Raw genomic sequence first — 26,490 nt, 5'->3', positions numbered from 1 at the left:
GGCTGACAAGGCGCCCAACCGGGTGCGCTGCGCTTTCCCCGGAAAATCCGTGCGTTTAAAATGCACGGTGTGACGACCCCCGACATGAACCTGACCCACCACTTCCTGATCGCCATGCCCAGTATGGCGGACACCAATTTTGCCCGCACGCTCACCTATATTGCCGAGCACAACGACGGCGGTGCGCTTGGCGTGATCGTCAATCGCCCCATCGACATGAGCCTGGCCACACTGTTCGAGCGAGTCGACATGGCACTTGAGAGCGACCGCTACGCCCAGCAGCCAGTCTATTTTGGCGGCCCGGTGCAAACCGATCGTGGCTTCGTACTGCATCGCCCGGCTGGCGACTGGAGTGCCACGCTCAAGGTTAACGACGAAGTCGGCCTGACCAGCTCAAAAGACATTCTCCAGGCCATGGCCACCGAAGGCTGTGATCTGGAGGTGCTGGTCACCCTCGGCTACGCCGGCTGGGATGCCGGCCAGCTCGAACAGGAACTGGCCGACAACGCCTGGCTGACCGCGCCGGCCGATCTGAGCATCGTCTTCGACCTGCCCGCCGAAGAGCGCTTTGCCGCCGCCATGCAGCTGCTTGGCATCGACTTTGCCAATCTGTCCGAGTCCGCCGGTCATGCCTGAAGGCGCGGCGCGGCCCGCGCGCGGCTCGCTGCTTGGCTTTGATTTCGGCTTGGCACGCGTCGGCATCGCCGTCGGCGAATTCGAAACCGGCCGCGCCAATGCCTTGACCACCCTCACCGTCGAAGCCAATACCGCACGCTTCGAGGCCATCGCCCGCCTGATCGACGAATGGCGACCGGTGCAGCTGGTGGTCGGCCTGCCGCTGTCGGAAGACGGTACGCCGCAAGAACTCACCCCGCGCTGTCGTCGCTTTGCCAATCAACTGGGCGGCCGCTTCGGACTGCCCGTGGCCCTCATCGACGAGCGCTTCAGCTCGGCCGAGGCCGAGCGCCAGCTAGCCGACGCCGGCCAGCGCCGCTGGGCCGACCGCAAACCGATGCTCGACGCCGTGGCCGCCCAAATCATTCTTCAGCACTACCTGGACCAAACCGCCCATGCCCCAACTGCCTGACGCAGACACCCTGTTTGCGGCGCTGATCGAACAGATGGCGCCCCATGTTAACGACGACACCGCCCTGGTCGGCATCTACACCGGCGGCGCCTGGCTGGCCGAACGGCTGCACGAGGCGCTCGGCATCCGCCACCCGCTGGGCACCATCGACGTGTCCTTCTACCGCGACGACTACGCCGCCAAGGGGCTGCACCCGCAGCTGCGCCGCTCCGACATCCCCTTCGACATGGAAGGGCGTTCAGTCATCCTGGTCGACGACGTGCTGTTTACCGGCCGCACCACCCGCGCCGCGCTCAACGAGCTGTTCGACTACGGCCGCCCCGCACGGGTCGATCTGGCCGTACTGGTCGACCGCGGCGAACGCCAATTGCCCATCGCCGCCCGCTTCTGCGGCCACACCCTGGCCACGCCACTCGGTGGCAAGCAAAACCTGCAACTCGAAAAAGCCGACAACGGCAGCCTGTCCCTGAGGTTGATCGATGCATAACCCCCAACTCAACGCCCACGGCGAACTCCAGCACCTGCTGTCCCTCGACGGCCTCCCGCGCGAGATTCTCACCGCCATTCTCGACACTGCCGAACCCTTCACCGAAGTGGCCGAGCGCGAGATCAAGAAACTGCCCATCCTGCGCGGCAAGAGCATCTTCAACCTGTTCTTCGAGAACTCGACGCGTACCCGCACCACCTTCGAGATCGCCGCCAAGCGACTATCGGCCGACGTCATCAACCTCAACGTGGCGACCTCGTCGACCAACAAGGGCGAAACCCTGCTCGACACCGTCGACAACCTGTGCGCGATGCAGGCCGACATGTTCGTGGTGCGCCACGCCTCCAGCGGCGCGCCCTACCTGATCGCCGAGCACCTGCACAACACCCGCCGTCACGACATCCATGTCATCAACGCCGGCGACGGCCGTCATGCACACCCCACGCAGGGGCTGCTCGACATGTACACCATCCGCCACTACAAGCAGGACTTCACCGGTCTGGTGGTCGCCATCGTCGGCGATGTGCTGCACTCGCGGGTGGCGCGCTCGCAGATCGCCGCGCTGACCACGCTGGGTGTGCCCGAGGTGCGGGTCATCGGCCCGAAAACACTGATGCCCACCGACCTCGACAAGCTCGGCGTGCGCGTCTTCCACGACATGCGCGAAGGCCTGCGCGATGTCGACGTGGTGATGATGCTGCGCCTGCAAAACGAGCGCATGAGCGGCCCGCTGCTACCCAGCGGCCAGGAGTTTTTCAAGGTCTGGGGGCTCACCCCCGAAAAACTCGCCGTCGCCCGCCCCGACGCCATCGTGATGCACCCCGGCCCCATGAACCGCGGCGTCGAGATCGACTCGGCCGTCGCCGATGGTACCCAGGCCGTCATTCTCCCGCAGGTCACCTTCGGCATTGCCGTCCGCATGGCTGTCATGAGCATGCTGGGCAGCAACTGAACCCGCACAGAATTCGAGCACATTCATGAAGATCCATATCGCCAACGGCCGGCTCATCGATCCGGCCCATGACATCGACCAACAGCGCGACCTGTTCGTTGCCAACGGAAAAATCGTCGGCATCGGCAGCGCGCCCGACGGCTTCTCCGCCACACGCCACATCGACGCCACCGGCAAGATCATCTGCCCCGGCCTGGTCGACCTCGCCGCCCGACTGCGCGAACCCGGTTTCGAGTACCTCGCCACGCTGGAGTCCGAAATGGAAGCCGCGATGGCCGGCGGCGTCACCAGCCTGGCCATCCCGCCCGACACCGACCCCCCGCTGGACGAACCCGGTCTGGTCGAAATGCTGTGCTATCGCGCCAAGAAGCTCAACCGCGCCCATGTGTATCCGGTCGGCGCGCTCACCGAGCGGCTCGAAGGCAAGCGCCTGTCCGAAATGGCCGAGCTGGTCGACGCCGGCTGCGTCGCCTTCAGCCAGGCCAACACCCCCATCGTCGACACCCAGGTGCTGTTCTGCGCGCTGCAATACGCCGCCACCTTTGGCTATCGCGTCTGGCTGCAGCCCATCGCCCCGCGCTTTGGTCACGAGGGCGTCGCGCATGACGGCGAAGTCGCTACCCGCCTCGGCCTGCCCGGCATTCCCACCGCGGCCGAAACCATCGCCCTGTTCACCTACATCGAACTGGCCCGCCTGACCGGCGCCAAGCTGCACATCACCCGTCTGTCCAGCGCCGAAGGCCTGGCACTGGTGCGCGCTGCCAAAGCCGAGGGCCTGGACATCACCTGCGACGTGTCGATCAACCATCTGCACCTGTCCGACATGGACATCGGCTACTTCAACGCCCATTGCCGCCTCAACCCGCCGCTGCGCAGCCAGCGCGACCGCGACGCTTTGCAAGCCGCCCTGGCCACTGGCGATATCGACGCACTGTGCTCCAACCATTCGCCCATCGACGACGACGCCAAACAGGTGCCTTTCTCCGAAGCCGAACCGGGCGCCACCGGCATCGAACTGCTGCTGCCGCTCGCCCTGAAATGGGGCCGGAGCCACAAGCTCAGCCTGCTCGAAACGCTACGCCGCGTCACCATCAACCCGGCGCGAATCATCGGCTCCAAGGCGGGTCAGTTGAGCCTCGGCGCACGGGCGGACATCTGTGTTTTTGATGCGGAAGGCGAAACCACCGTCACCCGCGAACGACTGCGCAGCCAAGGCAAGAACACGCCATTTCTGGGCCACAACCTGCCTGGCAAGGTCTGCTACACCGTGGTCGAGGGCAAGGTGATGTACGCCGAGCCCTGAAAAATCCACCCCCTTCGTGCGCGCATGAGACGAAATTCACCATGGCAGCATCGCGTTTTGTTGCACCGCAACACAAAACGCGCTATGGTTGAGCCGTCTCCTCCACGCGCAACAATTTGGTGTGGATTCAGCCCGGGTCTCTGGCCCGGGCTTTTTTTCGTCCAATGTCCGACTCTGCAGCTAAAGCATCAGCGCACACTGACCGAATCGCCGCCGAATTGACCGCCTATGCTTGATCTTCCGATTTGGCCAACTCACGCAAGCGCAGCACACGCCGCTGCACCTTGCCGGTGGTGGTCATCGGCAGGGCATCAAGAAACTCGATTTCTTTGGGATATTCATAAGGCGCCAGCTGGCCACGCACATGTTGCTGCAACGCATCAATCAGCGCTGGACTGGGCGAAAAACCCTCGGCCAGCACCACAAAGGCTTTGACCACCGCGCCCCGCTCCGGGTCCGGCTTGGGCACCACGGCAGCGTTGGCGACGGCCGGGTGTTTGACCAGGCAGTTCTCCACCTCGCCCGGCCCGATCCGGTAGCCGGCGGCCTTGAACACATCATCGGCCCGGCCCTTGTACCAGAGGTAGCCCTCGGCATCCTGGGTGGCCAGATCGCCCGTTCGGCACCAGCCATCGACATACTTTCGTTCCGTCGCCTCCTGGTTCTTCCAGTAGCCCAGGAAAAACACCGGATCGGGATCGCCGTGAATGTCCAGGCGATGCACCGCCACCTCGCCCTCCTCGCCCGGCGGCAGTACCCGTCCGGCGTCGTCGATCACGGCCACCCGGTGGCCGGGGTAAGCGCGCCCCATCGAACCGGGCCGCGCCGGCCATTCGGTGGCGCTGTTACCGACGATGTAGTTGATCTCGGTCTGACCAAACATTTCATTGACCGTCACCCCCAGCGCCGACTGGCACCAGTCGAACACCGCATCACCCACCGCCTCGCCAGCGCTCATGATGGCGCGCAGGTGCAGGTCAAACTGCGCCCGCGGTGCGGGGAAGGCTTTCATCATGGCCTTGAGCGCCGTCGGGAACAGAAACGTATGTGTCACCCGATAGCGCGCCATCAACGACAGCGCCACCTCCGGCGAGAAGCGGCCGCTGTACGCGACGATCGGTTGTCCAAAGTACAGCGTCGGCAGCAAGGCGTCCCACAGACCGCCGGTCCACGCCCAGTCGGCCGGCGACCAGAACACCGCGTCGACCTGCGGAAAGCCGTTCTGACTGGCGACAAAGCCCGATAGATTGCCGAGCATGGCGCGATGCGGCACCAGTGCGCCCTTCGGCGCACCGGTTGTGCCGCTGGTGTAGATCAGCACCGCCGGGTCGTCCGGCGCGGTGACTTCACACGGAAATTCATCACTCGCGGCTGCCAGCAGCGTCGTCCAGTCCAGCCCATCGTCGGCCGTGCAATCGACACAAATGAGCGTACTCAACGCGGGGCACTCGGCACGCACCGAGGTCAGCGTCTCAATGCCGCGCGCATCGACAATCGCCGCAACCGAATCGCTGTCTTGCAGGCGATAGGCCATGGCCTCCGGGCCGAACAATGTTGACAAGGGCATGGCCACCGCACCGAGCTGAAACAGGGCGATCAAGGACACCGCGGCCTCAAAGCGCTGCGGCATCACCATCGCCACCCGGTCACCGGCCTGAATGCCCCGCGCACGCAGGGCATTCGACAGCCGATTGGCCGCATGCATCAGGTCGATATAGCTGTAGCTGGCCTGATGCCCCTCCGCGTCTTCGGACAGAATCGCCGTGCGCTCGGGCGCATCGGCCCATCGCCGGCAGCAGGCGTCGGCAATGTTGAACGTCGGGGGAATTTTCCAGCGATGCGCAGCGTAGCGCTCGGCGTACTGATCATGGACCATGCGCAATCTCCCTCAAGAGCCCTGAACACGCGGCGATGAACCGCAGCGTATCACGCGCGCGCTACGCTAGCCGAGGGCCTCCAGCCGGGCCTTGAGCGCCGCATCGACGCCTTCGATGCGCACCCGCTTGGCGCGCGCGCTCTGACCGCTGACCAGTGTCACCGCACTTTTTGGCACAGCACAGAATTTCGCCAGAAACACAATCAGCGCCGCGTTGGCCTTGCCATCGACCGGCGGCGCAGCGAGACGCAATTTCATCGCCTCGCCATGCAAGCCGACAAACTCGGTGGTTTTGGCACCGGGCTGGATATGCAGGCTGAGCATCAACGTGCTGTCACCATCCGAGCGCAGCCACTCACGCATCAGGAGAACATCATCCCCGAGAAGCCGGCGGCAAAGTTCGACAACAGCATGAGCACCACCTGCAGCAGCAGCAACAGCACCATTGGCGAAATGTCGACATTGGCGATCGGCGGAATCACCTTGCGCAAGGGCCGCAGAAACGGCGCAGACAGGCTGTAGAACAGTGGCGCCATCGGTGCATGCGGATTGACCCACGAGAAAACCGCGGAGATCAGCACAATGCCGATCACCAAATACACCATCATCTTGAACAAGCCGACCAGCCCCACGCCACACGCGCCGAGCAGCAACGCCGCCGGGTTCCCGTCAAGGCTGGCGCCGAAAAGCATCAACTGCAACAAAACCAGCAGTGTCTGGATCGCCCAGGCCGGCACCAGGCTGGCCAGGTCCATGCCAAACAACCCGGGCAAGACCCGGCGCAAGGGCCGAACACACCAATCAGTGGTGGCCAGCACGAACTGGCCGAGCTGGTTGTGAAAACTCACCCGCTGCCACTGCATGAAAAAACGGGCGAGCAGCATCAGCGTCGCGAAACTGGCCACCGCTTCGATGAGAAAGAGAAAAAGATTGGACATCATGAGTTTGTGCTCCAGACCGACTCAGTCGGTGCCCAGGGCATCGCCCAGCGCCTTGCCACGGGCCTCTGCCGCGTCGACCGCACGACCGACCAGACCAAGCAGATCGCCCTCGGCCATCACGGCCAGTGCTGCCGCCGTCGTGCCGCCTTTGGAGGTCACCCGCTCACGCAGCACCGCCGGCCCTTCATCGCTGTCGGCCGCCAGCCGGGCCGCACCCAGCACGGTGCCGATCGCCAGCTTGCGCGCCGTATCGGCATCAAAGCCCTGAGACACGCCGGCCGCCTCCAGCGCCTCGATAAAGTGGAATACATAGGCCGGCCCGCTGCCCGACACCGCAGTCACCGCATCCATCTGGGCTTCCGTATCGATCCAGACAATCTCGCCGACCGAGGCCATGACCTGCCCGACCGCATGTCGCTCAGCCTCGCTCACCGACGCATCGGCAAACAAGCCGGTCACCCCCGCGCCAATCAGCGCCGGCGTATTCGGCATGCAGCGCACCAGTCGTGCATAGCCGCCCAGCCAGCGCGCCATATCGCCCAGACGCAGGCCAGCCGCGATGCTGACCACCACCTGATGCGCCAGCAAGCCAGCCACTGGCGTCAGTGCATCGCGCATCTGCTGCGGCTTGACGGCCAGCACCAGCATGTCGCAGGCCAGTGCCTCGGCATCGAGCGCCGCGTGCGTTTGTACACCGAAACGCTCGCGCAAGCGTGAGCGCGCGTCTTCCTGCAACTCAACCACCGCGATATCACCGGCCTCATATCCCTTGGCCAGCATGCCGCCAATCAAGGCCGCCGCCATGTTACCGCCGCCCAGAAAACAGATTTTCATAAGGAATTCCATGGTGTGAACAGCACAGAGGCCATTCGTTGTAGAAGCATCACGCACGCGCGCCGAAAATGGCGGTGCCGACACGCACCATCGTGGCACCCTCGGCAATCGCAGCTTCGAGATCATGGGACATGCCCATGGATAAAGTGTCCAGCGCCATACCCTCGCCATTGAGCGCATCGCGCAACGCGCGCACCTGGCCAAAACGCTGCTTCAGCACCGACAGGTCATCGGTCGGCTCGGGAATGGCCATCAAGCCACGCAGACGCAAACCCGGCAACACGCTGACCGCCTGCGCGAGCGCGGCAACCTCTTCCGGCGCAACCCCGCTCTTGCTCGCCTCGCCGCTCACATTCACCTGAAGACACACATTCAGCGGCGGCCGCCCCACATCACGCTGCGCCGACAGACGCTCGGCAATCTTGAGGCGATCAATGCTGTGCACCCAGTCAAACGCATTGGCCACGAGGCGTGTTTTATTACTTTGCAGCGGCCCGATGAAATGCCATGTCAATTGCCGCTCTGCCAGCGTTGCCGCCTTGTCCGAACCTTCCGGCACATAGTTTTCACCGAAAGCGCGTTGTCCGGCATCAGCCGCCTCGGCAACACATTCCGCCGGCCAGGTTTTGCTGACCGCGAGCAGCTGAATATCGCCTGGCATACGCCCGCAGGCCTTCGCCGCTGCGGCGATCCGCGCGTTCACGGCTTGCAAGTTGGTTGCGATTGATGTCATATAGAAATCGATTTGCCGTGGGGTCGCCGTAAATCTAAAGATCCCGCGAGAATGGCCGAAAAATTATAGCACCGCGCTTTTTTCGCCCGCGCTGCCCCTTTTTCCACGCTTCCTCGACTACGCCCCCCCATGGACATCACAGAACTCCTCGCTTTCTCCGTCAAGAATCAGGCGTCCGACCTTCACCTGTCGTCCGGCCTGCCCCCGATGATCCGTGTTCACGGTGACATCCGGCGCATCAACCTGCCGGCCATGGAGCACAAGGACGTGCACGCCATGGTGTACGACATCATGAACGACGGGCAACGCAAACACTACGAAGAGTTCCTCGAAGTCGACTTCTCGTTCTCGGTGCCGAACCTGGCCCGCTTCCGGGTCAACGCCTTCAACCAGGAGCGCGGCGCGGCCGCCGTGTTCCGGACCATTCCCTCCAAGGTGCTGTCGCTCGAAGAGCTGAACGCCCCGAAGATCTTCAAAGAAATCTCCGACCAGCCGCGCGGCATCGTGCTGGTCACCGGGCCAACGGGTTCAGGTAAATCAACCACGCTCGCCGCGATGGTCGACTACGTGAACATCAATCAGTACGGCCATATCCTGACGATTGAAGACCCGATCGAATTCGTCCACGAGGCCAAGCGCTGCCTGATCAACCAGCGCGAAGTCGCCCGCGACACGATCTCGTTCAACAACGCACTGCGCTCCGCCCTGCGTGAAGACCCCGACGTGATTCTGGTGGGCGAGTTGCGTGACCTTGAAACCATTCGCCTCGCGCTCACCGCCGCTGAAACCGGCCACCTGGTGTTCGGCACGCTGCACACCTCCTCGGCCGCCAAGACCATCGACCGTATCGTCGACGTCTTCCCGGCCGAAGAAAAAGACATGGTGCGCGCCATGTTGTCCGAATCGCTGCGCGCCGTCATTGCCCAGACCCTGCTCAAGACCAAAGACGGTAAAGGCCGCGTCGCCGCCCACGAGATCATGATCGGCACACCCGCCATCCGCAACCTCATCCGCGAAAACAAGATCGCGCAAATGTACTCTGCCATCCAGACCGGCCAGAATGTGGGCATGCAGACGCTCGACCAGTGTCTTGCCGATCTCGTCCGGCGCAATCTGGTGTCCACCGCCGAAGCGCGCGTACGCGCCCAGAACAAAGACAACTTCGCCGGCTAATCGCCTCGGCAGGCCAAACCACTACTGACCGGAACGCACGATGGAACGCGATCAAGCCCTCAAATTCATGCAGGACCTGCTGCGCCTGATGGTGCAGAAAAAAGGCTCTGACCTGTTCATCACCTCCGGCTTTCCGCCGGCGATCAAGATCGACGGGCGCATCGTCCCGCAGTCGAACCAGATCCTCACGCCGCAACACACCACCGAACTGGCGCGCGCGATCATGAACGACCGCCAGGCCGCCGATTTTGAATCCACCAAGGAATGCAACTTCGCCATCTCGCCGGCAGGCATCGGCCGTTTCCGCGCCAATGCCTTCGTCCAGCAAGGCCGCGTCGGCTGCGTCCTGCGGACCATCGCCCTGACCATCCCGACCATCGACGAGCTCGGCCTGCCCGCCGTCATCAAGGACATCGGCATGGCCAAGCGCGGTCTGGTGATCTTCGTCGGCGGCACCGGCACCGGTAAAACCACCTCGCTGGCCGCACTGGTGGACTTCCGCAACGAGCACAGTTACGGCCACATCATCACGGTCGAAGATCCAATCGAATATGTGCACCAACACAAGAACTGCATCGTCACCCAGCGCGAAGTCGGCATCGACACCGATGACTGGACCGCCGCACTGAAAAACACCCTGCGTCAGGCGCCCGACGTGATCCTGATGGGCGAGATCCGTGACCGCGAAACCATGGACCACGCCATCGCCTTCGCTGAAACCGGCCACCTCTGCCTGGCCACCCTGCACGCCAACAGCGCCAACCAGGCGATTGACCGGATCATCAACTTCTTCCCCGAAGAGCGCCGCCAGCAACTGCTGATGGACCTGTCGCTGAACCTGCGCGCGATGGTATCCCAGCGCCTGCTGCCCATGGTCGGCCGCAAGGGCCGCGTGCCGGCCGTCGAGATCCTGCTCAACTCACCGCTGATTTCCGATCTGATCTTCAAGGGCGAAGTGTCCGAGATCAAAGAGATCATGAAACGCTCGACCGAGTTGGGCATGCAAACTTTCGACCAGGCCTTGTTCCGCCTCTACGAAGACGAGCTGATCAGCTACGAAGACGCGCTACGCAACGCCGACTCGGTCAACGACCTGCGCCTGCAGATCAAGCTCAACAGCAAGCATGGCGACAAGGACCTCAACGCGGGGATTCAGAACCTCGATATTGTGTAAGTGTGAGCCCCCACGCTCGCTGCCCCCCGAGGGGGCGGCGCCTCGCCTTGGGACGGCCCGGCGGCGAGGCGGAGCCCCCACGCTCTCATGGCTTGTCGCCACAACGCCACGCACGAGGCACAGGGCGGCCGTCCAGGCACCTCTCGCGATCAGCGCTCGCTCAGCGCCAGATTCACGCCCAGCCCCGCAAAAGCCGCCGAGAATCCATAGCGCAAATACCGCTGCACCCGCGTCGACTCAATGACTTTTGCGCGAAATGCGTGTGCCACAAAACCATAGGCCACGAACACGGCAAAAGTCATTGCCATGAACACGCCACTGAGCAACAGCAGTTGAGCCAACGGCTGTGCCGCACCTGGTTCAATGAACTGCGGCAAAAAGGCCAAAAAGAAGATCGTCAGCTTCGGATTCAGGACATTCAGCAACACTGCTTTCATCACCAGCGCCCGTGCGCTGGTGCGCGACACGGCGCCGTCCACGGCAAAAGCCGTAGTGTTGCGCCACATCGAATACGCCAGGTAGAGCAGATACACCCCGCCCGCGAACTTCAACACCTGAAACGCCAGCGCCCCGGCATGCATCACCGCGGCCAGCCCGAGAACGGTCGCCAGCGAGTGCGGCACGATGCCCGCCGTGCAGCCCAGCGCCGCGTACAGGCTCGCCGCGCGGCCCTGAAGCAGCCCTGTCGACACGGTGAAGATCACCCCCGTGCCGGGAATGAGCACGACGATCAGGGCGGTGACAAGAAATTCAGCGGTAATCATCCTTGCCGTCCTCGTAAATAGCGTTTACGCCGAAGAAACATCTGGCCGGCGTATCGCCCGCCCTACTGTCGTCGAGCGCCCGACACATGCGCAGCGAACCCCTCGCGGGCATCCTGAGTCAGCGGATCAAACGTACTTCTGCGCTCGGGGCACACCACAATCCCCATGGCCTTTGCCACGCCAGTCAGTTCAACAAGCCGACACGGGTCATCAACATACAAGCGCTGCGGCCGTTGCCCGGCATCCGATTCCGAAGACGCGAGCAAGCGCCTCGCCTCCAGCGCCGACGGCTCGACATCCAGCACGCTGATGAAGGCGTTTCCGTGGATTCGGCCGGTCGCCGCATCCATGATCGCCAACACGTTGAAATCGCCGTCCACGGCGGTTTCGATCGGCACGTCGTTGAGTTGAAACAACACCCATGCCTCGTGCGGTGCAAAGTCTTGATGGGTCATCGGAATCACCTGTTGGCTGGACCTGAGCGTGGCTGACGGGTTGGCGCCCGCCCTACGCTTTCTCTCGCCGATTACTCCCGGCGATCACCTTGTACTCAAACACCCGGCACTCCAGCGCGCCGTTGAACATCGGCGTGCGCTTGGTGGCCTTCAGCTTGATCAGCTTGGGCAGGTCCGGGTCGGCGCTGAGGAAGTAGCAGCGCCAGCCGGCCCAGCGCGCCTTGAGGGCATCGCCAAGCTTCGGGTAGAACTCGGCCAGCTCCGAGGACTCGCCAATGCGTACGCCATAGGGCGGGTTGGCAACCATCACGCCTTCAGCCGCCGGCGGCATGCGCTCGGTCAGCTCGGCCTGCTCCAGCGTGACCTGGTCGGCCAGACCGGCCGCTTCAAGGTTGATACGCGCGCGCTTGACCTGCACGCCCTCACTGTCGGAACCGTAAATCGGCAGCTTGGCCACATGCCGACGACGCCCTTCGGCCGCCTTGCGCATACGGCGCCACACACTCTCATCCAGCGTTTTGAGCGCTTCGAAGCCGAAGCGACGGCCAAGGCCGGGCGCGATGTCGAGCGCAATCTGCGCGGCTTCGATCAAGAAGGTGCCGCTGCCGCACATCGGGTCGAGCAGCGTCTCACCGGGCTGCCAGCCGCTCACCCGCAAAATGCCGGCCGCGAGGTTTTCCTTGAGCGGCGCTTCGACGGCCGCCTGCTTGAAGCCGCGCTTGTAGAGCGGCTCACCCGAGGTGTCGACATACAGCATGGCCTCATCCGTGCTGAGGAAAGCATGGATGCGCACATCGGGATTGGCCGTATCGATGCTCGGCCGAACGCCCTTGATGGTACGAAAGTGATCGCATACCGCATCCTTGATGCGCAGCGTGATGAACTCCAGACTCTTGAGTGGGGAGCGCCGTGCGATGACATACACACGCATGGTCTGCTCCGGCGTAAACCACTTGGCCCAGGTCACACCATAGGCCAGTTTGTAGATGTCCTGCTCGCCGTGATAGCGGCCGTGCGCCACCTGCCACAACACCCGCGTGGCCAGCCGGCTCTCGAGGTTGACAGCATAGGCCAGCGCCCAGTCACCGGTAAACGAGACACCACCGGGCACCTGGCGGATCTTGCCGGCGCCCAGTGCGCTCAGTTCGTCCTGCAAACCGGGTTCGAGTCCCCGCGGACACGGAGCAAAAAACTGTTCAGACATGAGAAATCGACTCAAAAAGGTTTGAGAACAACGAGAAACACCACCACAAACAGCACCAGCACCGGCATTTCATTGAAGACGCGGAACCACACATGGCTGCGCGCATTGCGCCCCGCCACGAAGTGCTTGAGCAAGGTGCCGCAATACACGTGGTAGCCGATCAGCACGAGCACCAGCGTGGTCTTGGCATGCAACCAGCCGCCGCCAAAGCCATAACCAAACCACAACCACAGACCAAACACCACCGCCAATACGGCCAGCGGCGTCATGAAGCGCAGCAGCTTGCGCGCCATCAGCAGCAGGCGCTCGCGCTCGGCAACGCTGTCGGCCGGCACCATGGCCAGATTGACGAAAATGCGCGGCAGGTAGAACAAGCCAGCGAACCAGCTGATGACAAAAATAATGTGCAGGGCTTTAACAACGAGCATGGTGAATCTCAGTGAATGGCGGGTGACACGGCGGCCAGCCCGGATTGGATATCGGGATACATCAGCGGGGCGCGCAGCTCGCGCTTGATGCGCGCATTGTCGATCTGCCGCGACTCCTGCATGAAGGTAAGCGTCAACGGCGAGACACGCTCGGCAATCTGCGTCCGGCTGAGCGGCTCGGGGCGCGGCAGGCCGAAGTGATCGGCCACCGCATTGAAATAGCCACCCATGGTCAAGCGGGTGTTGTCGCAGGCATTCCACACCCGCCCCGCGCCGCCGCGAAACACGGCGATGGCGCACCAGCGTGCCAGGTCTTCGGCATGGATGTGGTTGGTGTGGACGTCGTCTTCGGGTCGCAGGATCGGGTCGCCGCGCTCCAGGCGCGCCAGCGGCAAGCGGTCAGCCGCATAAATGCCCGGCGCTCGCAGGATACCCACCGACACCCCGCATCGGCGTCCGAAAGCGCGCAGCCGTTGCTCGGCATCGACGCGTCGTCCGGCGCGGTCGGAGTCCGGCGACACGGGGCGGGTCTCGCTCACCCAGGCTCCGTGGCAGTCGCCATACACGCCGGTGGTGCTGATATACACCAGCCGGCGCGGCACCGTGGCGCCCTGCGCCAGCGCCGCCACCAGATGCCGGGTGCGCGAATCGTCCGCCCCCTTGCGTGGCGGCGGGGCGGCATGCAGCACCACATCGGCGATACCGGACAGGCGCCGCAGCGTGCGGCGATCATCCAGATCGGCCACCAACACGCGGGCGCCCAGCGCCCGCAAGGCGGCACGATGGCTGTCATCGCGTATCATCGCGATAACGCGAAAGCGCCCGGCCAGCCATGGAATGGCGCGCCGGGCGACATCGCCGCAGCCCACAATCAGAATCGTTCTCATCGCTCCATTATCTCACGCCAGATTTCGTCATGTCCTTTCAGCTCAACATCCTCCCGGGCGATCACGTTGTCGCCATCGCCGAAGACCAGACCCTCCTCGACGCCGCCGCCGCGGCCGGCCTGCTACTGCCCCACAGTTGCCGCGACGGTGTATGTGGCGCCTGCAAGGGCAAAATCCTGGAAGGCACCGTGGACTACGGCCAGCACGGTCCGCAGACCCTGACTGACGAAGAAAAGGCCGCCGGCCTGGCCTTGTTCTGCTGCGCAACCCCCCGCAGCGACCTGAGCATCGAGTGCCGCACGGTCAATCGCGCCGACGACATCCCGATCAAGAAACTGCCTTGCCGCGTGCAGGAGATGACGCTGGCCGCGCCGGACGTGATGGTGCTCAAGGTCAAACTGCCCGCCACCGAGGCCTTTGCCTTTCGCGCGGGGCAATACATCGACTTCCTGCTGCCCGGCGGCAAGCGACGCAGCTTTTCGATTGCCAACCCGCCGAGCAACGCAGACCACCTCGAACTGCATATCCGCCATGTGCCGGACGGCGCCTTCACCGGCCAGGTTTTTTCGACCATGAAAGTGCGTGACATCCTTCGCTTCGAAGGCCCGCTGGGCAGCTTCTTCCTGCGCGAAGACAGCACCAAACCGATCGTCTTGCTGGCCGGCGGCACCGGCTTCGCGCCCATCAAGGGCCTCATCGAGCACGCCATCGCCACCGGGCTGACCCGCCCCATGACACTTTACTGGGGTGCCCGCGACCGCGCCGGCCTGTATCTTCACGACATGGCGTCGGCATGGGCCGAAGCGCATTCCTGGTTCAAGTTTGTGCCCGTGCTGTCCGATAACATTCCAAGTGAGCCATGGACGGGGCGAACCGGACTGGTGCATCAAGCGGTCATGGCCGATTTGCCCGATCTTTCTGGCCACCAGGTTTATGCTTGCGGTGCGCCGGTCATGATTGACGCCGCTCATCAAGACTTCACCCAGCAATGCGGCCTGCCCGACGACGAATTTTTTGCCGACGCTTTTACCTACGCCCTGGAATCGCAAGCCTGACATCATGAGCCAATCCCTGCTGCTGACCCGCGAACCCGTCGTCAACCGCAACCGCGCGATCACCGCCAACCGCCTGATCGCGCATGCGCCGTCGGTAGCCGAGATCGTCGAAGGCCTGCAGCAGTTCGAAGAAGAATGGCCGCGACACCACTCGGTGTTTCTCTCGCTGGGCAAACTTGTTCCGACGGTCGATCTGCTCGACTGGGAGATGCCCGAAAACCTGACCATCGAGATCCCGGCGCCCACGCTGGCTCACCCGAAAGTGCAAGCGCTGCTCCCCGAACTGAAAGCGGCGGGCGTGGGCACCTGCCTGTCCTGGTACACCGCTGACACGGTCTTGCCGCCGGACCTCGACTGGCGCTTTGTGATCATGGACCAGCGCAAACAGCCCAGCCCGCACAACAGCCCCGGCCTGAGCCTGGCCTGGGGCCTCAAGGACACGCCGGCCTTTGACGACGCAGCACACCGCGGTTTCGACGGCGCAGCCGGCTGGTTCTTTCTGCATGGCAACGCCCCGGGCAAGCAGCTGTCGCCCTCCCACGCCCAGCTCGTCCGCCTGCTCAATCTCGTCCGCCACAACGCCGACATCAAGGAGATCGAAGCCGTCCTCAAGCAAGACGTCGCGCTCTCCTACAAGCTGCTGCGCTACATCAACTCGGTCGGTTTCGGCCTGCGCTGCGAGATCCAGTCCTTCCGCCACGCAGTCACCATCCTGGGCTACAACAATCTCAACAAATGGCTGTCGCTGCTGCTGGTCACCGCCAGTCGCGACCCGGCGGCCCCGGCGCTGATGCAAACCTCGATCGCCCGCGGCCGGCTGATGGAGCGTGTCGGCGCGCCCTTCTTCGACAAGGCCGATCACGACAACCTGTTCATTACCGGCGCCTTCTCCCTGCTGCCGGCCCTGCTCGGCACGTCGTTGGGCGATCTGCTGGGCGAAATGAGCCTGCCCGAGTCCATTACCGAAGCCCTGATCAATGACGAAGGCGCGTTCGCGCCCTTCCTCAATCTGGCGCGCGCCTGCGAGCGTTTTGACCCCTCGCGGCTGCAAACGCAAGTCAGCGTGCTCGCCATCGACAACGAGAGCGTCAACCGCGCCCTGCTCGCCGGCCTGCAGTTCGCCGACAGCCTGCAAGCCTGACCACAGCCCGACCACTCGCCAGGCCGCCCCCTCCTTATGGCGAAAGACGGGCCCGTGCGCGCCCGGTGGGCACAGCAACGCCCCGAGACCGCCTCTGGACGCCGCCGCATATCCCATCGTCCCCTGCGACACCTATCACGTCCGGATGAGCGTTCCGCCGTTAGAATTCGGTCTGCTCTATCTTTCACGGTTTTCGCTTCTTGATGTCACCGCCCGTCCTGCCCTTCCGCATGCATCGCCCGAGCCCGCACCCAAACGCGGCCGAAGCCTTGTTGCGCCTGATGGAAGCGGCGGACATCCCGTGGGACACGGTGGCCGAGCATGCCAGCCGCGACGCCGCCCTGTGCTTCGCCCTGCTCTGGCTGCAACCGCTCGACAGCGCCGACACCCGACCGCTGCAAGCCCTGCTTGCCGATCGCCTGCGTCGCGTTGGCGCCCCCCTGCTGCGCGCCTGGCTGCTGCATGCGAGCGCCCACCCAGGCGACATTGCGGTCATGAAAGGGCTGCACCAGCAGGCCTTGCTCACCGCCGAAAGTGCCTTGCACCTGGCCATCGAGAAACGCTACCCACGCCCTGAAGAGGCCTTTCTAGCCGGTCTGTGGTCACACTTGGGGCAGATGAGCCTGCATGCCTCCTCGCCCGACTACGCGCAATTATGTGCGCAATGCGCCACACCCGAAGCCCTCCGCGCCCGTGAGCGCCAACGCTTCGACACCGACCACATCGCACTGAGCGCCAATCTGGCCCATCACTGCCAGCTGCCGCGCCCCATCGTCGACGCGCTGGCCTTGGTCGGCGCCACCGAAGAGCAGCTGCAAAGCGCACATCCGCTGGCCGCCATTCTTCGTGCGGCGCAGTGCCTGAGCGATGACTCACAGCGGATCGACGAAGCGCAGCGCCTCAGTGGCCTTTCCAAAGAGGCCCTGCTCAGCCTGCAAACCGACGTGGACTACCTGTCCAGCCAGGGACTGCAATCGCTCGGCATCGGGCAACCGGCAGGCAGCAACGCTGTGGCGCCGACCAGCGCCTCGCCCGACACCCCCCGCCTGCCGGCCCACTGGCGACGGGTTACCATCGACGGACTGATCCAGGCCGCATTCAACGCCGCCTCTGCCGAGACCGCCGTGCGCCAACTGCAGGACGCATTTCGACTGCTGTTCGGCAAACGCCCGCCGATGTTGTTGCGCGCCAACAGCGAAGTGCTGCTCGCACTCGACGCCACCCATGAGGCCGCGCGTGCGAGCGCAGTCGCCGAGCTCGACTTGCGCCTGTCAGATGAAACCAGCGTGATTGCCCTGGCCATGCGCACCCAGACCAGCACCAGTCACTTCCCTGGCCGAGACGCACCCGGCAGAAGCACCCGCGACTGGCATATCGCCCGCTGGCTCGATAGCGCGGGCATTCTGTGTCTGCCGTGGCACGCCGGCGGCGAACGCGGCGTGGGCGTGCTGGGTATCGATGAGAGTCTCGACATCGCGCCAGACGAACAAAGCCTGATGCTGTCGCTGGTCGCGCACGCGGCGGCCAGCCAGGTGCGCCATGCGCAGCGCCAGGCAGCAGAGGCGCAGCTTCTGGCGACCGCGCGCGCCGAACACCTGGCCAAAGCCCGCCGCATCACGCACGAGGTCAATAGTCCGCTCACCGTCATCAAGAGCTATCTGGGCATCATCAGCCAGCGCGACACCGCTGACACCGCGCTGACCGGCGAACTCGCCCAGGTCAGCAAGGAAATCGACCGCATTGGCGCGCTGCTGCGACGCATGAGTGATCCCGACACGGCCGAGCCAGTCACCACCACCGCCGACCTCGGCGACGTCGTACGCCAGCTCCAGCAAGTCTATGCAGATACCTTGTTCAGCAGCCGCAAGCGCGAACTCGACGTGCGAATCCCCCGCGGTCTGCCCACCGTGGCGATGCCGGCCAGCGCACTCAAGCAAGTCATCCTCAACCTGATGCGCAATGCCGCCGAGGCCTTGCCCGAGGGCGGCCGCCTGAGCATCTCTTCGCCCGGTGTGCTGATGGCCGATGGCGTCCCTAGCCTCGAACTGCGACTCGTCGACAACGGCCCCGGACTACCCGACGTTCGCCTCGGCCGACTGTTTTCGCCGCAGCCGAGCCAAAAAGGCGAGGACCACCAAGGCATTGGGCTGTCGATCGTCAATGACTTACTCCGGCAATCTGGTGCCTATACCCTCTGTCGTAGTCAAAAAAGCACTGGCACGAGCTTCCAGATTTTCATTCCACTAGCCCGCAACGTCTGAATCGGGCATCATCCGACGGGTTACGCTGTCGCCTGGCGACGACGGGGAGATCATGGTCATACCCGGTGAGGCCCCTTTCTTTAGTCATACCCTGTCCGATCGTACGGCGACGCACGAGCGTCCCAGCCGTATTCTGCTGGTCGACGATGACGCCCCCTTGCGTCGCACCCTGCCACATGTCCTCGCCCATGCCGGCCGCCACTTTGAAGAGTGCGGCACGGTGTCCGACGCCATCCGCCGCCTTGAAAACAATCGCTACGACCTGATTCTGCTCGACTACCGGCTGCCCGACGGTTCCGGCCTCGACGTGCTCGACTGGCTTGCCAACGCGGGCCGCACGGAATCGGTGGTGATGATCAGCGGCGAAGACGCCATCGACGCCGCCATTGGTGCCCTGCGCCGCGGCGCCGACGACTATGTGCGCAAGCCCTACCATGTGGCCCAGCTGCAACGCGCAGTGCAAAACGTCTTGCACAAAGCCCTGCTGGAGCAAGCCAACGGCGTCATGAGCCAGCGCCTGAAAAGCTCCGAGCGCCTGCATCGCTATCTGGTCGAAAGCTCACCCGATTTCATCTTCACCCTCAACCCCAGCGGCGCGTTCAACTATGTGAACCCGCGCGTTCAGACCATGCTGGGCTACACCCGCGAGCAGTTGCTCGGCAAAGCCTTCAGCACACTATTGCTCGACGATGACGCCATTCGCGTCGAGGCCTTGCTGCGCGACGCAGCCCGCGGAAAACGGATGCACCCGGTGCTGGAGCTGCGCCTGCGACGGTTGGATGCACAATCGGGCCAACCCGGCACCAGAACCGTCACGGTCACACTCAATGCAGTCCCGATTTCGAATCGTAGCGGCGAGGACGCCAGCCAGGCCCCGGTCGGCATTTACGGGGTGGCCCGCGATATTTCGGAGCGCAAGCGGGCCGAAGAAATCATCACCTTTCAGGCCTACCACGACCAGCTCACCCACCTGCCCAACCGGATTCTGTTCAAGGACCGCCTCGAACTGGCGATCGCCCAGGCGCAGCGCCGCGGCGGACTGCTGGCGGTCATGTTCATCGATGTCGACCGTTTCAAACGGGTCAACGATACCTACGGACACAGCGAAGGCGACCGCCTGCTGCGCGGTCTCGCCGCCCGGCTGAAAGAGACCCTGCGCAAAGGTGACACGCTCGCCCGCCTGGGCGGTGACGAGTTCATCATTCTGCTGCCCGACATCGCCCACGCCGAAGACGCCGAAACCATCGCGCAGAAAATCCACACCGCGCTGAAAACTCCGTTCCAGCTCGAACACGGCAGCTTTCACGCCACCGTCAGCATTGGCATCTCGGTCTTCCCGCGCGATGGCGACGTGGCAGAGCAACTCACCCAACATGCCGACATCGCGATGTACCAGATCAAGCGCGAAGGCAAGAACGGCTTCCGCTTCTACGACCCGGACCTCAACGCGCACTACCGCGAACGTATCGCGCTCGAAGACGACCTGCGCGGCGCCTTGGCCAGAAACGAGTTTTCGCTGCACTACCAGCCACAGATCAGCATGGACTCCGGCAAACTGGTGGGCGTCGAAGCCCTGCTGCGCTGGCAACACCCCACCCACGGGCTGGTCGGCCCCGCCGCCTTCATTCAGGTGGCCGAAGAGGTCGGTCTGATCCGCGACATCAGCCACTGGGTCGTCGATACCGCCACGCGACAACTCGCACGATGGCACGCCCGCGGGCATCAGGCCCTGCGCATGTCAATCAATCTGTCCTCCCACGATTTCGACCGCGACGACACCATCGACCAAGTCGCCGACTGCGTCTTGCGCTGCGGCCTCGCACATGATCGCTTCGAGGTGGAGATCACCGAGCGGGTCATGATGCGCGACACCGACGAGGTCATCGCCCGGATTCGCCGCTTGCGCGATTGCGGGGTCGGCATTTCGATTGACGACTTCGGCACCGGCTACTCCGCGCTCGCCTACTTGCAGAAATTCCCGGTCAGCAGCCTCAAGATCGACCGCAGCTTCGTCGACAATCTCAACGGCGAAGGCACCCAGCCGATCATCTCGGCGATTACCGGCATCGCACGAGGCTTTGGTCTGCACCTGGTCGCCGAAGGCGTAGAACGCCAAGAGCAGGCCCAGCGGCTGCAAGACATGGGCTGCGACATCATGCAGGGCTACCTGTTTTCCAAAGCCGTCACCGCGGGTGAGCTTGACCGCTGGCTCGAAGCGCCCCCCCAGCACATCGAGGCCGAACGGGCGCCACGACCACAATAAGCCGACCCCGACACCAGACAACAAAAAACCAGCCCGAAGGCTGGTTTTTTGTTGGAGCGCCGAATTACTTCAGGCTCAGTACCCAGTCAGCCAATGCCTTGGCTTCCTCGGGCTTCACTTGGGGGTTAGGCGGCATCGGGACCGGGCCCCAGGCGCCCTTGCCACCCTTCATGATTTTCTCTGCCAGCATGGCCGAGGCGTCTGCCTGACCTGCGTACTTGGCGGCCACATCCTTGTAAGCCGGGCCAACCAGCTTCTTGTCGACCGTGTGACAGGCCAGGCAGTTCTTAGCCTTGGCCAGTTCAGCGGAAGCAAAGGCCGGAGCTGCGCTCAGCAGACCCAGGGCGACGGTAGCAGCAACGAGTGCTTTCATCGGAATTTCCTTATCGTTAAGTGGAACCAACACCGGCGGATACTAAACCATGAATCTGGCTTTGCCTACCCGCCCAACTCGTCCGCAAGACGCACCCAGTCGTCTATTGGCGACAGACATTCAACGCCTGAACACACCCAGGCGTTGACATGATTTTCAATCGGCTTGGCCAGCACCGGGGGCAGATCGTCCCGCTCGCCGACCGACAGCACCAATGTCGCGGGATCGGCGAGACTGGCGGCCTGTCTGGCCCAGGCATCGCATTCGCGTTGTGGCCCGCGCAACACCACCACCCGCGGCGGTGTCAGCCATTCGGCCAGCGCCACATGGAGACTGCCATAACCCATCGCGGACTGGCACATGCCAACATAAAACGCCCGCAGGCAAGCTGTGCTCGCCGCCAGATAGCGCGGCTCACCCAGCAGATGTCCCAACTGCTGCAAAGCGCGCGCTGCCACCCCGTTGCCCGAGGGCGTCGCGCCATCGTGACCGGTTCGGGGTCGGTGCAGCAGCACTTCGTGATCAGCGCTGGTGAAATAGAAGCCGCCCGCATTCTCGTCGCCAAAACGCGCAAGCAGTGCATCGGCCAGCAGACGGGCAAAGGCCGCGTCCTCGCTGCGCCATTCAGCCTGCAGCAATTCGACCAGCGCGGCCAGCGCAAAGGCATAGTCGTCGAGATAGCCGTTGAGCCGCGGCTGAGCACCACTCCAGCTGGCATGCAGGCGCTCTCCGTCCCACAGCCGGGTGCGGATGAAGTCCATCGCTGTTTGTCCGGCAACGATCCAGTCGGGGCGATCCAGTAAGCGGCCGGCGCGTGCCAGCCCGTGGACCATCAACCCGTTCCAGGCGGTCAGGATCTTGTCGTCCAGGCCCGGCCGCACGCGCTGGTCGCGCGCCGCCAGCAGCGCAGCGCGCACGCGTGTCAGCGCGGCCGCCGCCAATTCCGGCGCCATGCCGACCTCGCCCGCGATCTCGTCGAGCGGTTTGCGCAAGGTGAGATGCCAGGCATGGCCTTCGAAGTTCGGCATGCCTTCCATGCCGAACACGGCAAGCGCGAACACCCGGTCTTCCGGCGCGACGGCGGCTTTCACCGCATCGCGCGTCCACACATAAAAGCGCCCCTCCTCGCCTTCGGAATCGGCGTCCAGCGCCGACCAGAAGGCGCCCTCGGGCGCACGCATTTCACGCAGCGCCCAGGCGGCCGTGTCTTCGGCGACCTGGCGGAAGCGCGGCTCATCCCAGCACACCGCCGCCTCGGCGTAGAGCGCCAGCAGGGGGCCGTTGTCGTAGAGCATCTTCTCGAAATGCGGAATCTCCCAGCGCTCATCGACGCTGTAGCGACAGAAGCCGCCGCCGAGCTGGTCGTAGATACCGCCTTCAGCCATGCGCTGAAGCGTCAGCCGCACCATCGCACCGGCGCTGGCATTGCCGGCACAACGGTAGCGGTGCAGCAACAGCGTCAGATCGGAGGGATGCGGAAACTTCGGCGCCTTGCCAAAGCCGCCGTTGTCCATGTCGAACGCCGCCTCCATGCCGTCGCAGGCATCGCGCACCGGGCGCTCATCAAACTGATCGGCATCGACGTTGCCCACCCGCGAGGTCTCGGCCAGCGCAGCGCGCAACTGCTGATTCTGCTTGCCAATCGCCTCGCGCTGCGTCGCCCAGCCGGCGGCGACACGTTCCATCAGATCGACAAAGCCGGGCAGACCGTGACGCGGGGAGGGTGGGAAATATGTACCGGTATAAAACGGCGTGCCTTCCGGCGTCAGAAACACCGTCAGCGGCCAGCCGCCGGCGTGGCCCGACAGCATCTGGTGCGCGCTCTGGTAGATGTGATCGAGGTCCGGCCGCTCTTCGCGATCGACCTTGATGTTGACGAACAGCCGGTTCATCACCTCGGCCGTTGCCGCTTCTTCGAAGGACTCATGCGCCATCACATGGCACCAGTGACAGGCCGAGTAACCAATCGACAACAGGATAGGCTTGTCTTCGGCGCGCGCCTGGGCCAAGGCGGCGTCGTCCCACGGCTGCCAGTGCACCGGGTTTTCGGCGTGCTGGCGAAGATACGGGGACAGCTCCTGGGCGAGACGATTGGTCATCGCGATCTCGGCAATAAGACAATGTGCGCCAGTTTACCAAGCGCGCACATTCCCGACAAATTTTGTCGGGAATACCCCTTCGCGGTGAAGGGGTGTGTCACTAAAAAGGGGCGTCCAGCGCCCCCTTCATTTATGTACCCCCCAAGGGCTCAGGTGCCAAGCAAGACCAGCCCAACCCCCGCCATCACTCCGCCCAGCACGCGCTTGACGGCCATCGCGACACGCGACGCCGGCATCCAGCCACCGAGCGCATAGCCCGCGCCGTGCAACACGGCCGTGGCCACGACGAATCCGACGACATAGCTCAGCAAACTCGCGCCGCCCATCTCGGCCACGTGTGCGTAGCCATGGAACAACGCGAACACCCCCACCAGGGGCAGCGCCACCGACGCCGGTAATTTGACGGCCAGCGCGATCAGCAGGCCCATCACCAGCACCGAGACACCGATTCCGCCTTCAACCGCCGGCAGCGCCACGCCCAGCGCGGCAAGCCCCGCGCCGCACAGCATCGCCACGAGAAATCCCAAGGGCAGCCCCCAGCGCGCGCGGCCGGACTGCCGGGTGGCATAGACGCCCACCGCCAGCATCGCCAACAGGTGATCCACACCGCCAAAGGGGTGCGCCAGGCCCGCCGCGAAGTGACCGCCGGCATGCCCGCCATGTGCCATGGCCGACCCGGCACCACCGGCCAGCACGAGAGCGAGAAGAACACGCGATGTCGCCATGACACACCTCCAGAGAGCAAGCAATAAACAAAAAACGTCGTGATACCGAATCAAGATACGTGCCAGACACCCGCGCGGCGCAAAATCAAGTGCTTGCGTCAATATTGCCCCCCGCATGCGGCAAGCGCGCTCCCGGCATTGGCAGGATGCCGAATACTGCGTAACCACCCGCGTCCACGTCAAACGCACCGGCTGCAAGCATCGCGACGACTCTGATACGCTCCCAATTGACGCCACCACAGCGGATGCTTACCGCGCGCAACCGGCGAAACCCAACTGTCGTCAGGAGACCTGATATGCCGACGCTTCACCATGCGCTCATTCTGGCCGGACTGTTCGCCCCGGCCGCCTTCGTCCAGGCCGCCGATCTGCCAGACGTCGACCTGACCCGCGCCACTCAGATTGTGGCCGAGCGTTGCTCGCTCTGTCACGGCATGGATGGCGAGAGCTCGACCGTCAATCACCCCAAGCTGGCAGGCCAGCACTACCAGTACATCGCCAAGCAGTTGGCCGACTTCCAGAGCGGCAAACGCGCCAGCGACACCATGGGCAGCATGGTGGCCGGCCTCACCGCCGACGACATGCTCGCCCTTGGCGTGTATTTCGAGAAGAAGCCCGCCCGCTCACGACGCGCGCTTGACGAAGGGCTGAGCGCCGTGGGCAAATTCATTTTTGATCGCGGCAATGAATACTCCGGCGTCGCGGCCTGTTCGTCCTGCCACGGCGACAAAGGCTATGGCACCGACAAGTTGCCGCGCCTGGCCGGGCAGAACGCGCGCTATCTGGAGACGCAGCTGGAGTCCTTCAACAGCCGCGCGCGGACCAACGACAACGCGATCATGCACACCATTGCCTCCAAGCTCACCGAACTCGAAACCAAGGCGGTGTCGGTCTATATCAGCACGCTGGAGTAAGCGGTGCCAGCGGCAGGCAAGCGGTAAACACCGCCCCGCCAGCGCTCGCGTTGGCGGCCGACAAACGCCCGCCGTGACGCTCGATGATGCCGTAGCTGATCGCCAGCCCCAGGCCCGTGCCCTGCCCCACCGGCTTGGTGGTAAAGAACGGGTCGAACACATGTGCCAGGTTGCCCGGGTCAATACCCGGCCCATTGTCCTCAAAACGCAGGCACACCTGGGCTGAAGCGACGTCCACTTCTGCCGAAATCTGCAAGGTCGGCTGGCCGAGCGTACTGGTCGCATCCCAGGCGTTCTGCACCAGATTCATCATCACCTGCTGCATCTGGCCGGCCGAGCCAATCATCATCAGCGGTGCGGGGATGTCCAGCCGCACCTTGAAATCCTTGCGCGCTGCCTGGCTCACCCAGCGCACCGCGCGCTCGACCACCTCGGCCAGGTCGAACTGCTGCTGCTCGTCCCGATCGATGGCGGAAAAGCGCTTGAGCCCATCCACGATCTGCCGGGTACGCTCGGCGCCTTCGATGGTGCCCTCGATCAGCGGATCGAGATCGTCAAGAATGCGGTCGATCCGCAAACGCGCCCGCTGCTCGGCCAGCTGCTTGGGCGACTGGCCGGCATGCACGGCACCCAGATAGGTCTCCAGGCGATTGGCGTAGCGACGCAGCGCGTGCACGTTGCCCAGAATGAAACTGATCGGGTTGTTCAGCTCGTGCGCCACGCCCGCCACCAGGCGACCGAGCGAGGCCATTTTTTCGGAATGCAGCAATTGCTGCTGTGTGCGTTTGAGGTCGTCATGCGCCTGACGCAGCGCCTGATACGCCTTGCGCAACTCGCCCACCGGGCGACCGGTAACGACCATGCCCATGGATTTGCCCACAGCGTTGAAACGCGGCGTGCAGTTGAAGGACACCGGCACGGCCGAGCCATCGTGCGCCCGCAGTTGCAGTTCGCAGTCGTGCACCTCACGCTCACCGAACACCGTCAGCAACTGGCGCGCCTGATCGCGGGCATCGTCGCCGACAAACAAATCGTAGATGGCGCTGCCGCGCAGGGATTCGGCGCTCTTGCCGGTAATCACCTCCAGCGCCGGATTCACATCTTCGATAGCGCCATCACGCCCGCACACCACCAGGATGTCCGACATCGCGGTGAGCACCGATAGAATGAACTGCTGCGACTCCTCGAGCTTGGCGTTTTTTTCCTCCAGCGCCACCTCGTACTGCAGCAGGTCGGAATAGACCTCGTCCATCTTGTGGATGACATCCATCCACACATCCTCGCCCACGCCAACCAGTTCGCCGGGGTGGCCGGTCTGGCCAACGTCGTGGTCCTTGTCGCCGGGTTTTGCCATGTGCTGA

General features: G+C 63.9%; 26 protein-coding genes. 12 read left to right on the top strand and 14 right to left on the bottom strand.

Going from position 1 to position 26,490, the window contains the following annotated elements; genetic code table 11:
- Window positions 1-60 precede the first annotated feature (60 nt).
- The 5 genes from FHP91_RS01390 to FHP91_RS01370 are packed head-to-tail and all read left to right on the top strand — an operon-like array spanning window position 61 to window position 3,829.
- A complete protein-coding gene (locus FHP91_RS01390) occupies window positions 61-636 on the top strand; it encodes a YqgE/AlgH family protein (protein WP_144307912.1) in 576 nt (191 codons plus the stop codon).
- Entirely contained in the window at window positions 629-1,087 is a 459-nt protein-coding gene (gene ruvX / locus FHP91_RS01385; RefSeq protein ID WP_144307911.1) for a Holliday junction resolvase RuvX, read from the top strand. Before FHP91_RS01390 ends, ruvX begins: the two co-directional genes overlap by 8 nt.
- Window positions 1,071-1,574 carry a bifunctional pyr operon transcriptional regulator/uracil phosphoribosyltransferase PyrR gene (gene pyrR, locus FHP91_RS01380; RefSeq protein WP_144173830.1) on the top strand — a complete coding sequence of 168 codons (504 nt, stop codon included), beginning with the start codon at window positions 1,071-1,073 and terminating at the stop codon, window positions 1,572-1,574. The genes ruvX and pyrR overlap by 17 nt, the downstream gene beginning before the upstream one ends.
- Window positions 1,567-2,526: an aspartate carbamoyltransferase catalytic subunit gene (locus FHP91_RS01375; protein ID WP_144307910.1), complete on the top strand. Its 960-nt coding sequence runs from the start codon at window positions 1,567-1,569 to the stop codon at window positions 2,524-2,526. Before pyrR ends, FHP91_RS01375 begins: the two co-directional genes overlap by 8 nt.
- Before the next feature lie 25 nt (window positions 2,527-2,551).
- Window positions 2,552-3,829: a dihydroorotase gene (locus FHP91_RS01370; RefSeq protein ID WP_144307909.1), complete on the top strand. Its 1,278-nt coding sequence runs from the start codon at window positions 2,552-2,554 to the stop codon at window positions 3,827-3,829.
- Between the two features lie 226 nt (window positions 3,830-4,055).
- Here the strand turns inward: FHP91_RS01370 and FHP91_RS01365 are convergent, their stop codons facing one another.
- From FHP91_RS01365 to FHP91_RS01345, 5 genes are all read right to left on the bottom strand, one after another.
- Complete coding sequence (locus FHP91_RS01365; protein ID WP_144307908.1) at window positions 4,056-5,705, bottom strand: acyl-CoA synthetase; 1,650 nt, start codon at window positions 5,703-5,705, stop codon at window positions 4,056-4,058.
- A 66-nt stretch (window positions 5,706-5,771) separates the two neighbouring features.
- On the bottom strand, window positions 5,772-6,068 hold the full coding sequence (locus FHP91_RS01360) for a DUF167 domain-containing protein (protein ID WP_144307907.1): 297 nt from the start codon (window positions 6,066-6,068) through the stop codon (window positions 5,772-5,774).
- Window positions 6,068-6,646, bottom strand: coding sequence for a YggT family protein (locus FHP91_RS01355; RefSeq protein ID WP_144307906.1), 579 nt, complete (start codon window positions 6,644-6,646; stop codon window positions 6,068-6,070). The genes FHP91_RS01360 and FHP91_RS01355 overlap by 1 nt, the downstream gene beginning before the upstream one ends.
- Before the next feature lie 21 nt (window positions 6,647-6,667).
- Window positions 6,668-7,480 (bottom strand): pyrroline-5-carboxylate reductase, encoded by an 813-nt coding sequence (proC, locus tag FHP91_RS01350; protein ID WP_144307905.1) that lies wholly within the window; start codon window positions 7,478-7,480, stop codon window positions 6,668-6,670.
- 49 nt (window positions 7,481-7,529) lie between these two features.
- Window positions 7,530-8,213 carry a YggS family pyridoxal phosphate-dependent enzyme gene (locus FHP91_RS01345; protein WP_144307904.1) on the bottom strand — a complete coding sequence of 228 codons (684 nt, stop codon included), beginning with the start codon at window positions 8,211-8,213 and terminating at the stop codon, window positions 7,530-7,532.
- Window positions 8,214-8,342: 129 nt separating this feature from the next.
- Between FHP91_RS01345 and FHP91_RS01340 the strand changes: the two genes are divergently transcribed.
- Together FHP91_RS01340 and FHP91_RS01335 are read left to right on the top strand one after the other, a co-directional pair.
- The gene (locus FHP91_RS01340; protein ID WP_144307903.1) at window positions 8,343-9,386 is read left to right on the top strand and encodes a type IV pilus twitching motility protein PilT; all 1,044 of its coding nucleotides are present in this window, start codon (window positions 8,343-8,345) and stop codon (window positions 9,384-9,386) included.
- 40 nt (window positions 9,387-9,426) lie between these two features.
- A complete protein-coding gene (locus FHP91_RS01335) occupies window positions 9,427-10,560 on the top strand; it encodes a PilT/PilU family type 4a pilus ATPase (RefSeq protein ID WP_144173861.1) in 1,134 nt (377 codons plus the stop codon).
- A gap of 149 nt (window positions 10,561-10,709) precedes the next feature.
- On the opposite strand, the gene FHP91_RS01330 is transcribed toward FHP91_RS01335, so the two are convergent.
- The 5 genes from FHP91_RS01330 to FHP91_RS01310 all read right to left on the bottom strand — a co-directional run bounded on the left by FHP91_RS01330 (window position 10,710) and on the right by FHP91_RS01310 (window position 14,298).
- Window positions 10,710-11,324 carry a LysE family translocator gene (locus tag FHP91_RS01330; RefSeq protein WP_144307902.1) on the bottom strand — a complete coding sequence of 205 codons (615 nt, stop codon included), beginning with the start codon at window positions 11,322-11,324 and terminating at the stop codon, window positions 10,710-10,712.
- 62 nt (window positions 11,325-11,386) lie between these two features.
- On the bottom strand, window positions 11,387-11,779 hold the full coding sequence (locus tag FHP91_RS01325; protein ID WP_144307901.1) for a hypothetical protein: 393 nt from the start codon (window positions 11,777-11,779) through the stop codon (window positions 11,387-11,389).
- A 52-nt stretch (window positions 11,780-11,831) separates the two neighbouring features.
- Window positions 11,832-12,983, bottom strand: a complete 1,152-nt coding sequence (locus tag FHP91_RS01320; RefSeq protein WP_144307900.1) for a THUMP domain-containing class I SAM-dependent RNA methyltransferase — start codon at window positions 12,981-12,983, stop codon at window positions 11,832-11,834.
- A gap of 11 nt (window positions 12,984-12,994) precedes the next feature.
- Window positions 12,995-13,411, bottom strand: a complete 417-nt coding sequence (locus FHP91_RS01315) for a CopD family protein (RefSeq protein ID WP_144307899.1) — start codon at window positions 13,409-13,411, stop codon at window positions 12,995-12,997.
- Between the two features lie 8 nt (window positions 13,412-13,419).
- Window positions 13,420-14,298 (bottom strand): NAD(P)H-binding protein, encoded by an 879-nt coding sequence (locus FHP91_RS01310; protein ID WP_144307898.1) that lies wholly within the window; start codon window positions 14,296-14,298, stop codon window positions 13,420-13,422.
- Window positions 14,299-14,327: 29 nt separating this feature from the next.
- On the opposite strand from FHP91_RS01310, the gene FHP91_RS01305 reads away from it, so the two are divergent.
- From FHP91_RS01305 to FHP91_RS01290, 4 genes are all read left to right on the top strand, one after another.
- Complete coding sequence (locus FHP91_RS01305; RefSeq protein ID WP_144307897.1) at window positions 14,328-15,353, top strand: CDP-6-deoxy-delta-3,4-glucoseen reductase; 1,026 nt, start codon at window positions 14,328-14,330, stop codon at window positions 15,351-15,353.
- Between the two features lie 4 nt (window positions 15,354-15,357).
- Window positions 15,358-16,494, top strand: a complete 1,137-nt coding sequence (locus tag FHP91_RS01300; RefSeq protein WP_144307896.1) for an EAL and HDOD domain-containing protein — start codon at window positions 15,358-15,360, stop codon at window positions 16,492-16,494.
- Between the two features lie 203 nt (window positions 16,495-16,697).
- On the top strand, window positions 16,698-18,755 hold the full coding sequence (locus FHP91_RS01295; RefSeq protein ID WP_144307895.1) for an ATP-binding protein: 2,058 nt from the start codon (window positions 16,698-16,700) through the stop codon (window positions 18,753-18,755).
- A gap of 52 nt (window positions 18,756-18,807) precedes the next feature.
- On the top strand, window positions 18,808-21,018 hold the full coding sequence (locus FHP91_RS01290) for an EAL domain-containing response regulator (RefSeq protein WP_144307894.1): 2,211 nt from the start codon (window positions 18,808-18,810) through the stop codon (window positions 21,016-21,018).
- Window positions 21,019-21,082: 64 nt separating this feature from the next.
- On the opposite strand, the gene FHP91_RS01285 is transcribed toward FHP91_RS01290, so the two are convergent.
- From FHP91_RS01285 to FHP91_RS01275, 3 genes are all read right to left on the bottom strand, one after another.
- Window positions 21,083-21,391, bottom strand: a complete 309-nt coding sequence (locus FHP91_RS01285) for a c-type cytochrome (RefSeq protein WP_144307893.1) — start codon at window positions 21,389-21,391, stop codon at window positions 21,083-21,085.
- A 65-nt stretch (window positions 21,392-21,456) separates the two neighbouring features.
- Window positions 21,457-23,490: a thioredoxin domain-containing protein gene (locus FHP91_RS01280; protein WP_186301408.1), complete on the bottom strand. Its 2,034-nt coding sequence runs from the start codon at window positions 23,488-23,490 to the stop codon at window positions 21,457-21,459.
- A gap of 149 nt (window positions 23,491-23,639) precedes the next feature.
- A complete protein-coding gene (locus FHP91_RS01275) occupies window positions 23,640-24,215 on the bottom strand; it encodes a HupE/UreJ family protein (RefSeq protein ID WP_144307891.1) in 576 nt (191 codons plus the stop codon).
- Window positions 24,216-24,511: 296 nt separating this feature from the next.
- On the opposite strand from FHP91_RS01275, the gene FHP91_RS01270 reads away from it, so the two are divergent.
- Window positions 24,512-25,129 (top strand): c-type cytochrome, encoded by a 618-nt coding sequence (locus tag FHP91_RS01270; protein ID WP_144307890.1) that lies wholly within the window; start codon window positions 24,512-24,514, stop codon window positions 25,127-25,129.
- Here FHP91_RS01270 and FHP91_RS01265 read toward each other — a convergent pair.
- Window positions 25,113-26,483, bottom strand: coding sequence for a sensor histidine kinase (locus FHP91_RS01265; protein ID WP_144307889.1), 1,371 nt, complete (start codon window positions 26,481-26,483; stop codon window positions 25,113-25,115). The genes FHP91_RS01270 and FHP91_RS01265 overlap by 17 nt on opposite strands.
- Window positions 26,484-26,490 lie beyond the last annotated feature (7 nt).

Source organism: Denitromonas halophila (genome assembly GCF_007625155.1).
GTDB classification, from domain to species: Bacteria; Pseudomonadota; Gammaproteobacteria; order Burkholderiales; family Rhodocyclaceae; genus Nitrogeniibacter; species Nitrogeniibacter halophilus.
This window is presented reverse-complemented; position numbering and strand designations above follow the sequence as displayed.

Bases quoted from the DNA above. Each gene is read 5' to 3' on its own strand.
- FHP91_RS01390 (WP_144307912.1), top strand. From the start codon at position 61: ATGCACGGTGTGACGACCCCCGACATGAACCTGACCCACCACTTCCTG.
- ruvX (WP_144307911.1), top strand. From the start codon at position 629: ATGCCTGAAGGCGCGGCGCGGCCCGCGCGCGGCTCGCTGCTTGGCTTT.
- pyrR (WP_144173830.1), top strand. From the start codon at position 1,071: ATGCCCCAACTGCCTGACGCAGACACCCTGTTTGCGGCGCTGATCGAA.
- FHP91_RS01375 (WP_144307910.1), top strand. From the start codon at position 1,567: ATGCATAACCCCCAACTCAACGCCCACGGCGAACTCCAGCACCTGCTG.
- FHP91_RS01370 (WP_144307909.1), top strand. From the start codon at position 2,552: ATGAAGATCCATATCGCCAACGGCCGGCTCATCGATCCGGCCCATGAC.
- FHP91_RS01365 (WP_144307908.1), bottom strand. From the start codon at position 5,705: ATGGTCCATGATCAGTACGCCGAGCGCTACGCTGCGCATCGCTGGAAA.
- FHP91_RS01360 (WP_144307907.1), bottom strand. From the start codon at position 6,068: ATGCGTGAGTGGCTGCGCTCGGATGGTGACAGCACGTTGATGCTCAGC.
- FHP91_RS01355 (WP_144307906.1), bottom strand. From the start codon at position 6,646: ATGATGTCCAATCTTTTTCTCTTTCTCATCGAAGCGGTGGCCAGTTTC.
- proC (WP_144307905.1), bottom strand. From the start codon at position 7,480: ATGAAAATCTGTTTTCTGGGCGGCGGTAACATGGCGGCGGCCTTGATT.
- FHP91_RS01345 (WP_144307904.1), bottom strand. From the start codon at position 8,213: ATGACATCAATCGCAACCAACTTGCAAGCCGTGAACGCGCGGATCGCC.
- FHP91_RS01340 (WP_144307903.1), top strand. From the start codon at position 8,343: ATGGACATCACAGAACTCCTCGCTTTCTCCGTCAAGAATCAGGCGTCC.
- FHP91_RS01335 (WP_144173861.1), top strand. From the start codon at position 9,427: ATGGAACGCGATCAAGCCCTCAAATTCATGCAGGACCTGCTGCGCCTG.
- FHP91_RS01330 (WP_144307902.1), bottom strand. From the start codon at position 11,324: ATGATTACCGCTGAATTTCTTGTCACCGCCCTGATCGTCGTGCTCATT.
- FHP91_RS01325 (WP_144307901.1), bottom strand. From the start codon at position 11,779: ATGACCCATCAAGACTTTGCACCGCACGAGGCATGGGTGTTGTTTCAA.
- FHP91_RS01320 (WP_144307900.1), bottom strand. From the start codon at position 12,983: ATGTCTGAACAGTTTTTTGCTCCGTGTCCGCGGGGACTCGAACCCGGT.
- FHP91_RS01315 (WP_144307899.1), bottom strand. From the start codon at position 13,411: ATGCTCGTTGTTAAAGCCCTGCACATTATTTTTGTCATCAGCTGGTTC.
- FHP91_RS01310 (WP_144307898.1), bottom strand. From the start codon at position 14,298: ATGAGAACGATTCTGATTGTGGGCTGCGGCGATGTCGCCCGGCGCGCC.
- FHP91_RS01305 (WP_144307897.1), top strand. From the start codon at position 14,328: ATGTCCTTTCAGCTCAACATCCTCCCGGGCGATCACGTTGTCGCCATC.
- FHP91_RS01300 (WP_144307896.1), top strand. From the start codon at position 15,358: ATGAGCCAATCCCTGCTGCTGACCCGCGAACCCGTCGTCAACCGCAAC.
- FHP91_RS01295 (WP_144307895.1), top strand. From the start codon at position 16,698: ATGTCACCGCCCGTCCTGCCCTTCCGCATGCATCGCCCGAGCCCGCAC.
- FHP91_RS01290 (WP_144307894.1), top strand. From the start codon at position 18,808: ATGGTCATACCCGGTGAGGCCCCTTTCTTTAGTCATACCCTGTCCGAT.
- FHP91_RS01285 (WP_144307893.1), bottom strand. From the start codon at position 21,391: ATGAAAGCACTCGTTGCTGCTACCGTCGCCCTGGGTCTGCTGAGCGCA.
- FHP91_RS01280 (WP_186301408.1), bottom strand. From the start codon at position 23,490: ATGACCAATCGTCTCGCCCAGGAGCTGTCCCCGTATCTTCGCCAGCAC.
- FHP91_RS01275 (WP_144307891.1), bottom strand. From the start codon at position 24,215: ATGGCGACATCGCGTGTTCTTCTCGCTCTCGTGCTGGCCGGTGGTGCC.
- FHP91_RS01270 (WP_144307890.1), top strand. From the start codon at position 24,512: ATGCCGACGCTTCACCATGCGCTCATTCTGGCCGGACTGTTCGCCCCG.
- FHP91_RS01265 (WP_144307889.1), bottom strand. From the start codon at position 26,483: ATGGCAAAACCCGGCGACAAGGACCACGACGTTGGCCAGACCGGCCAC.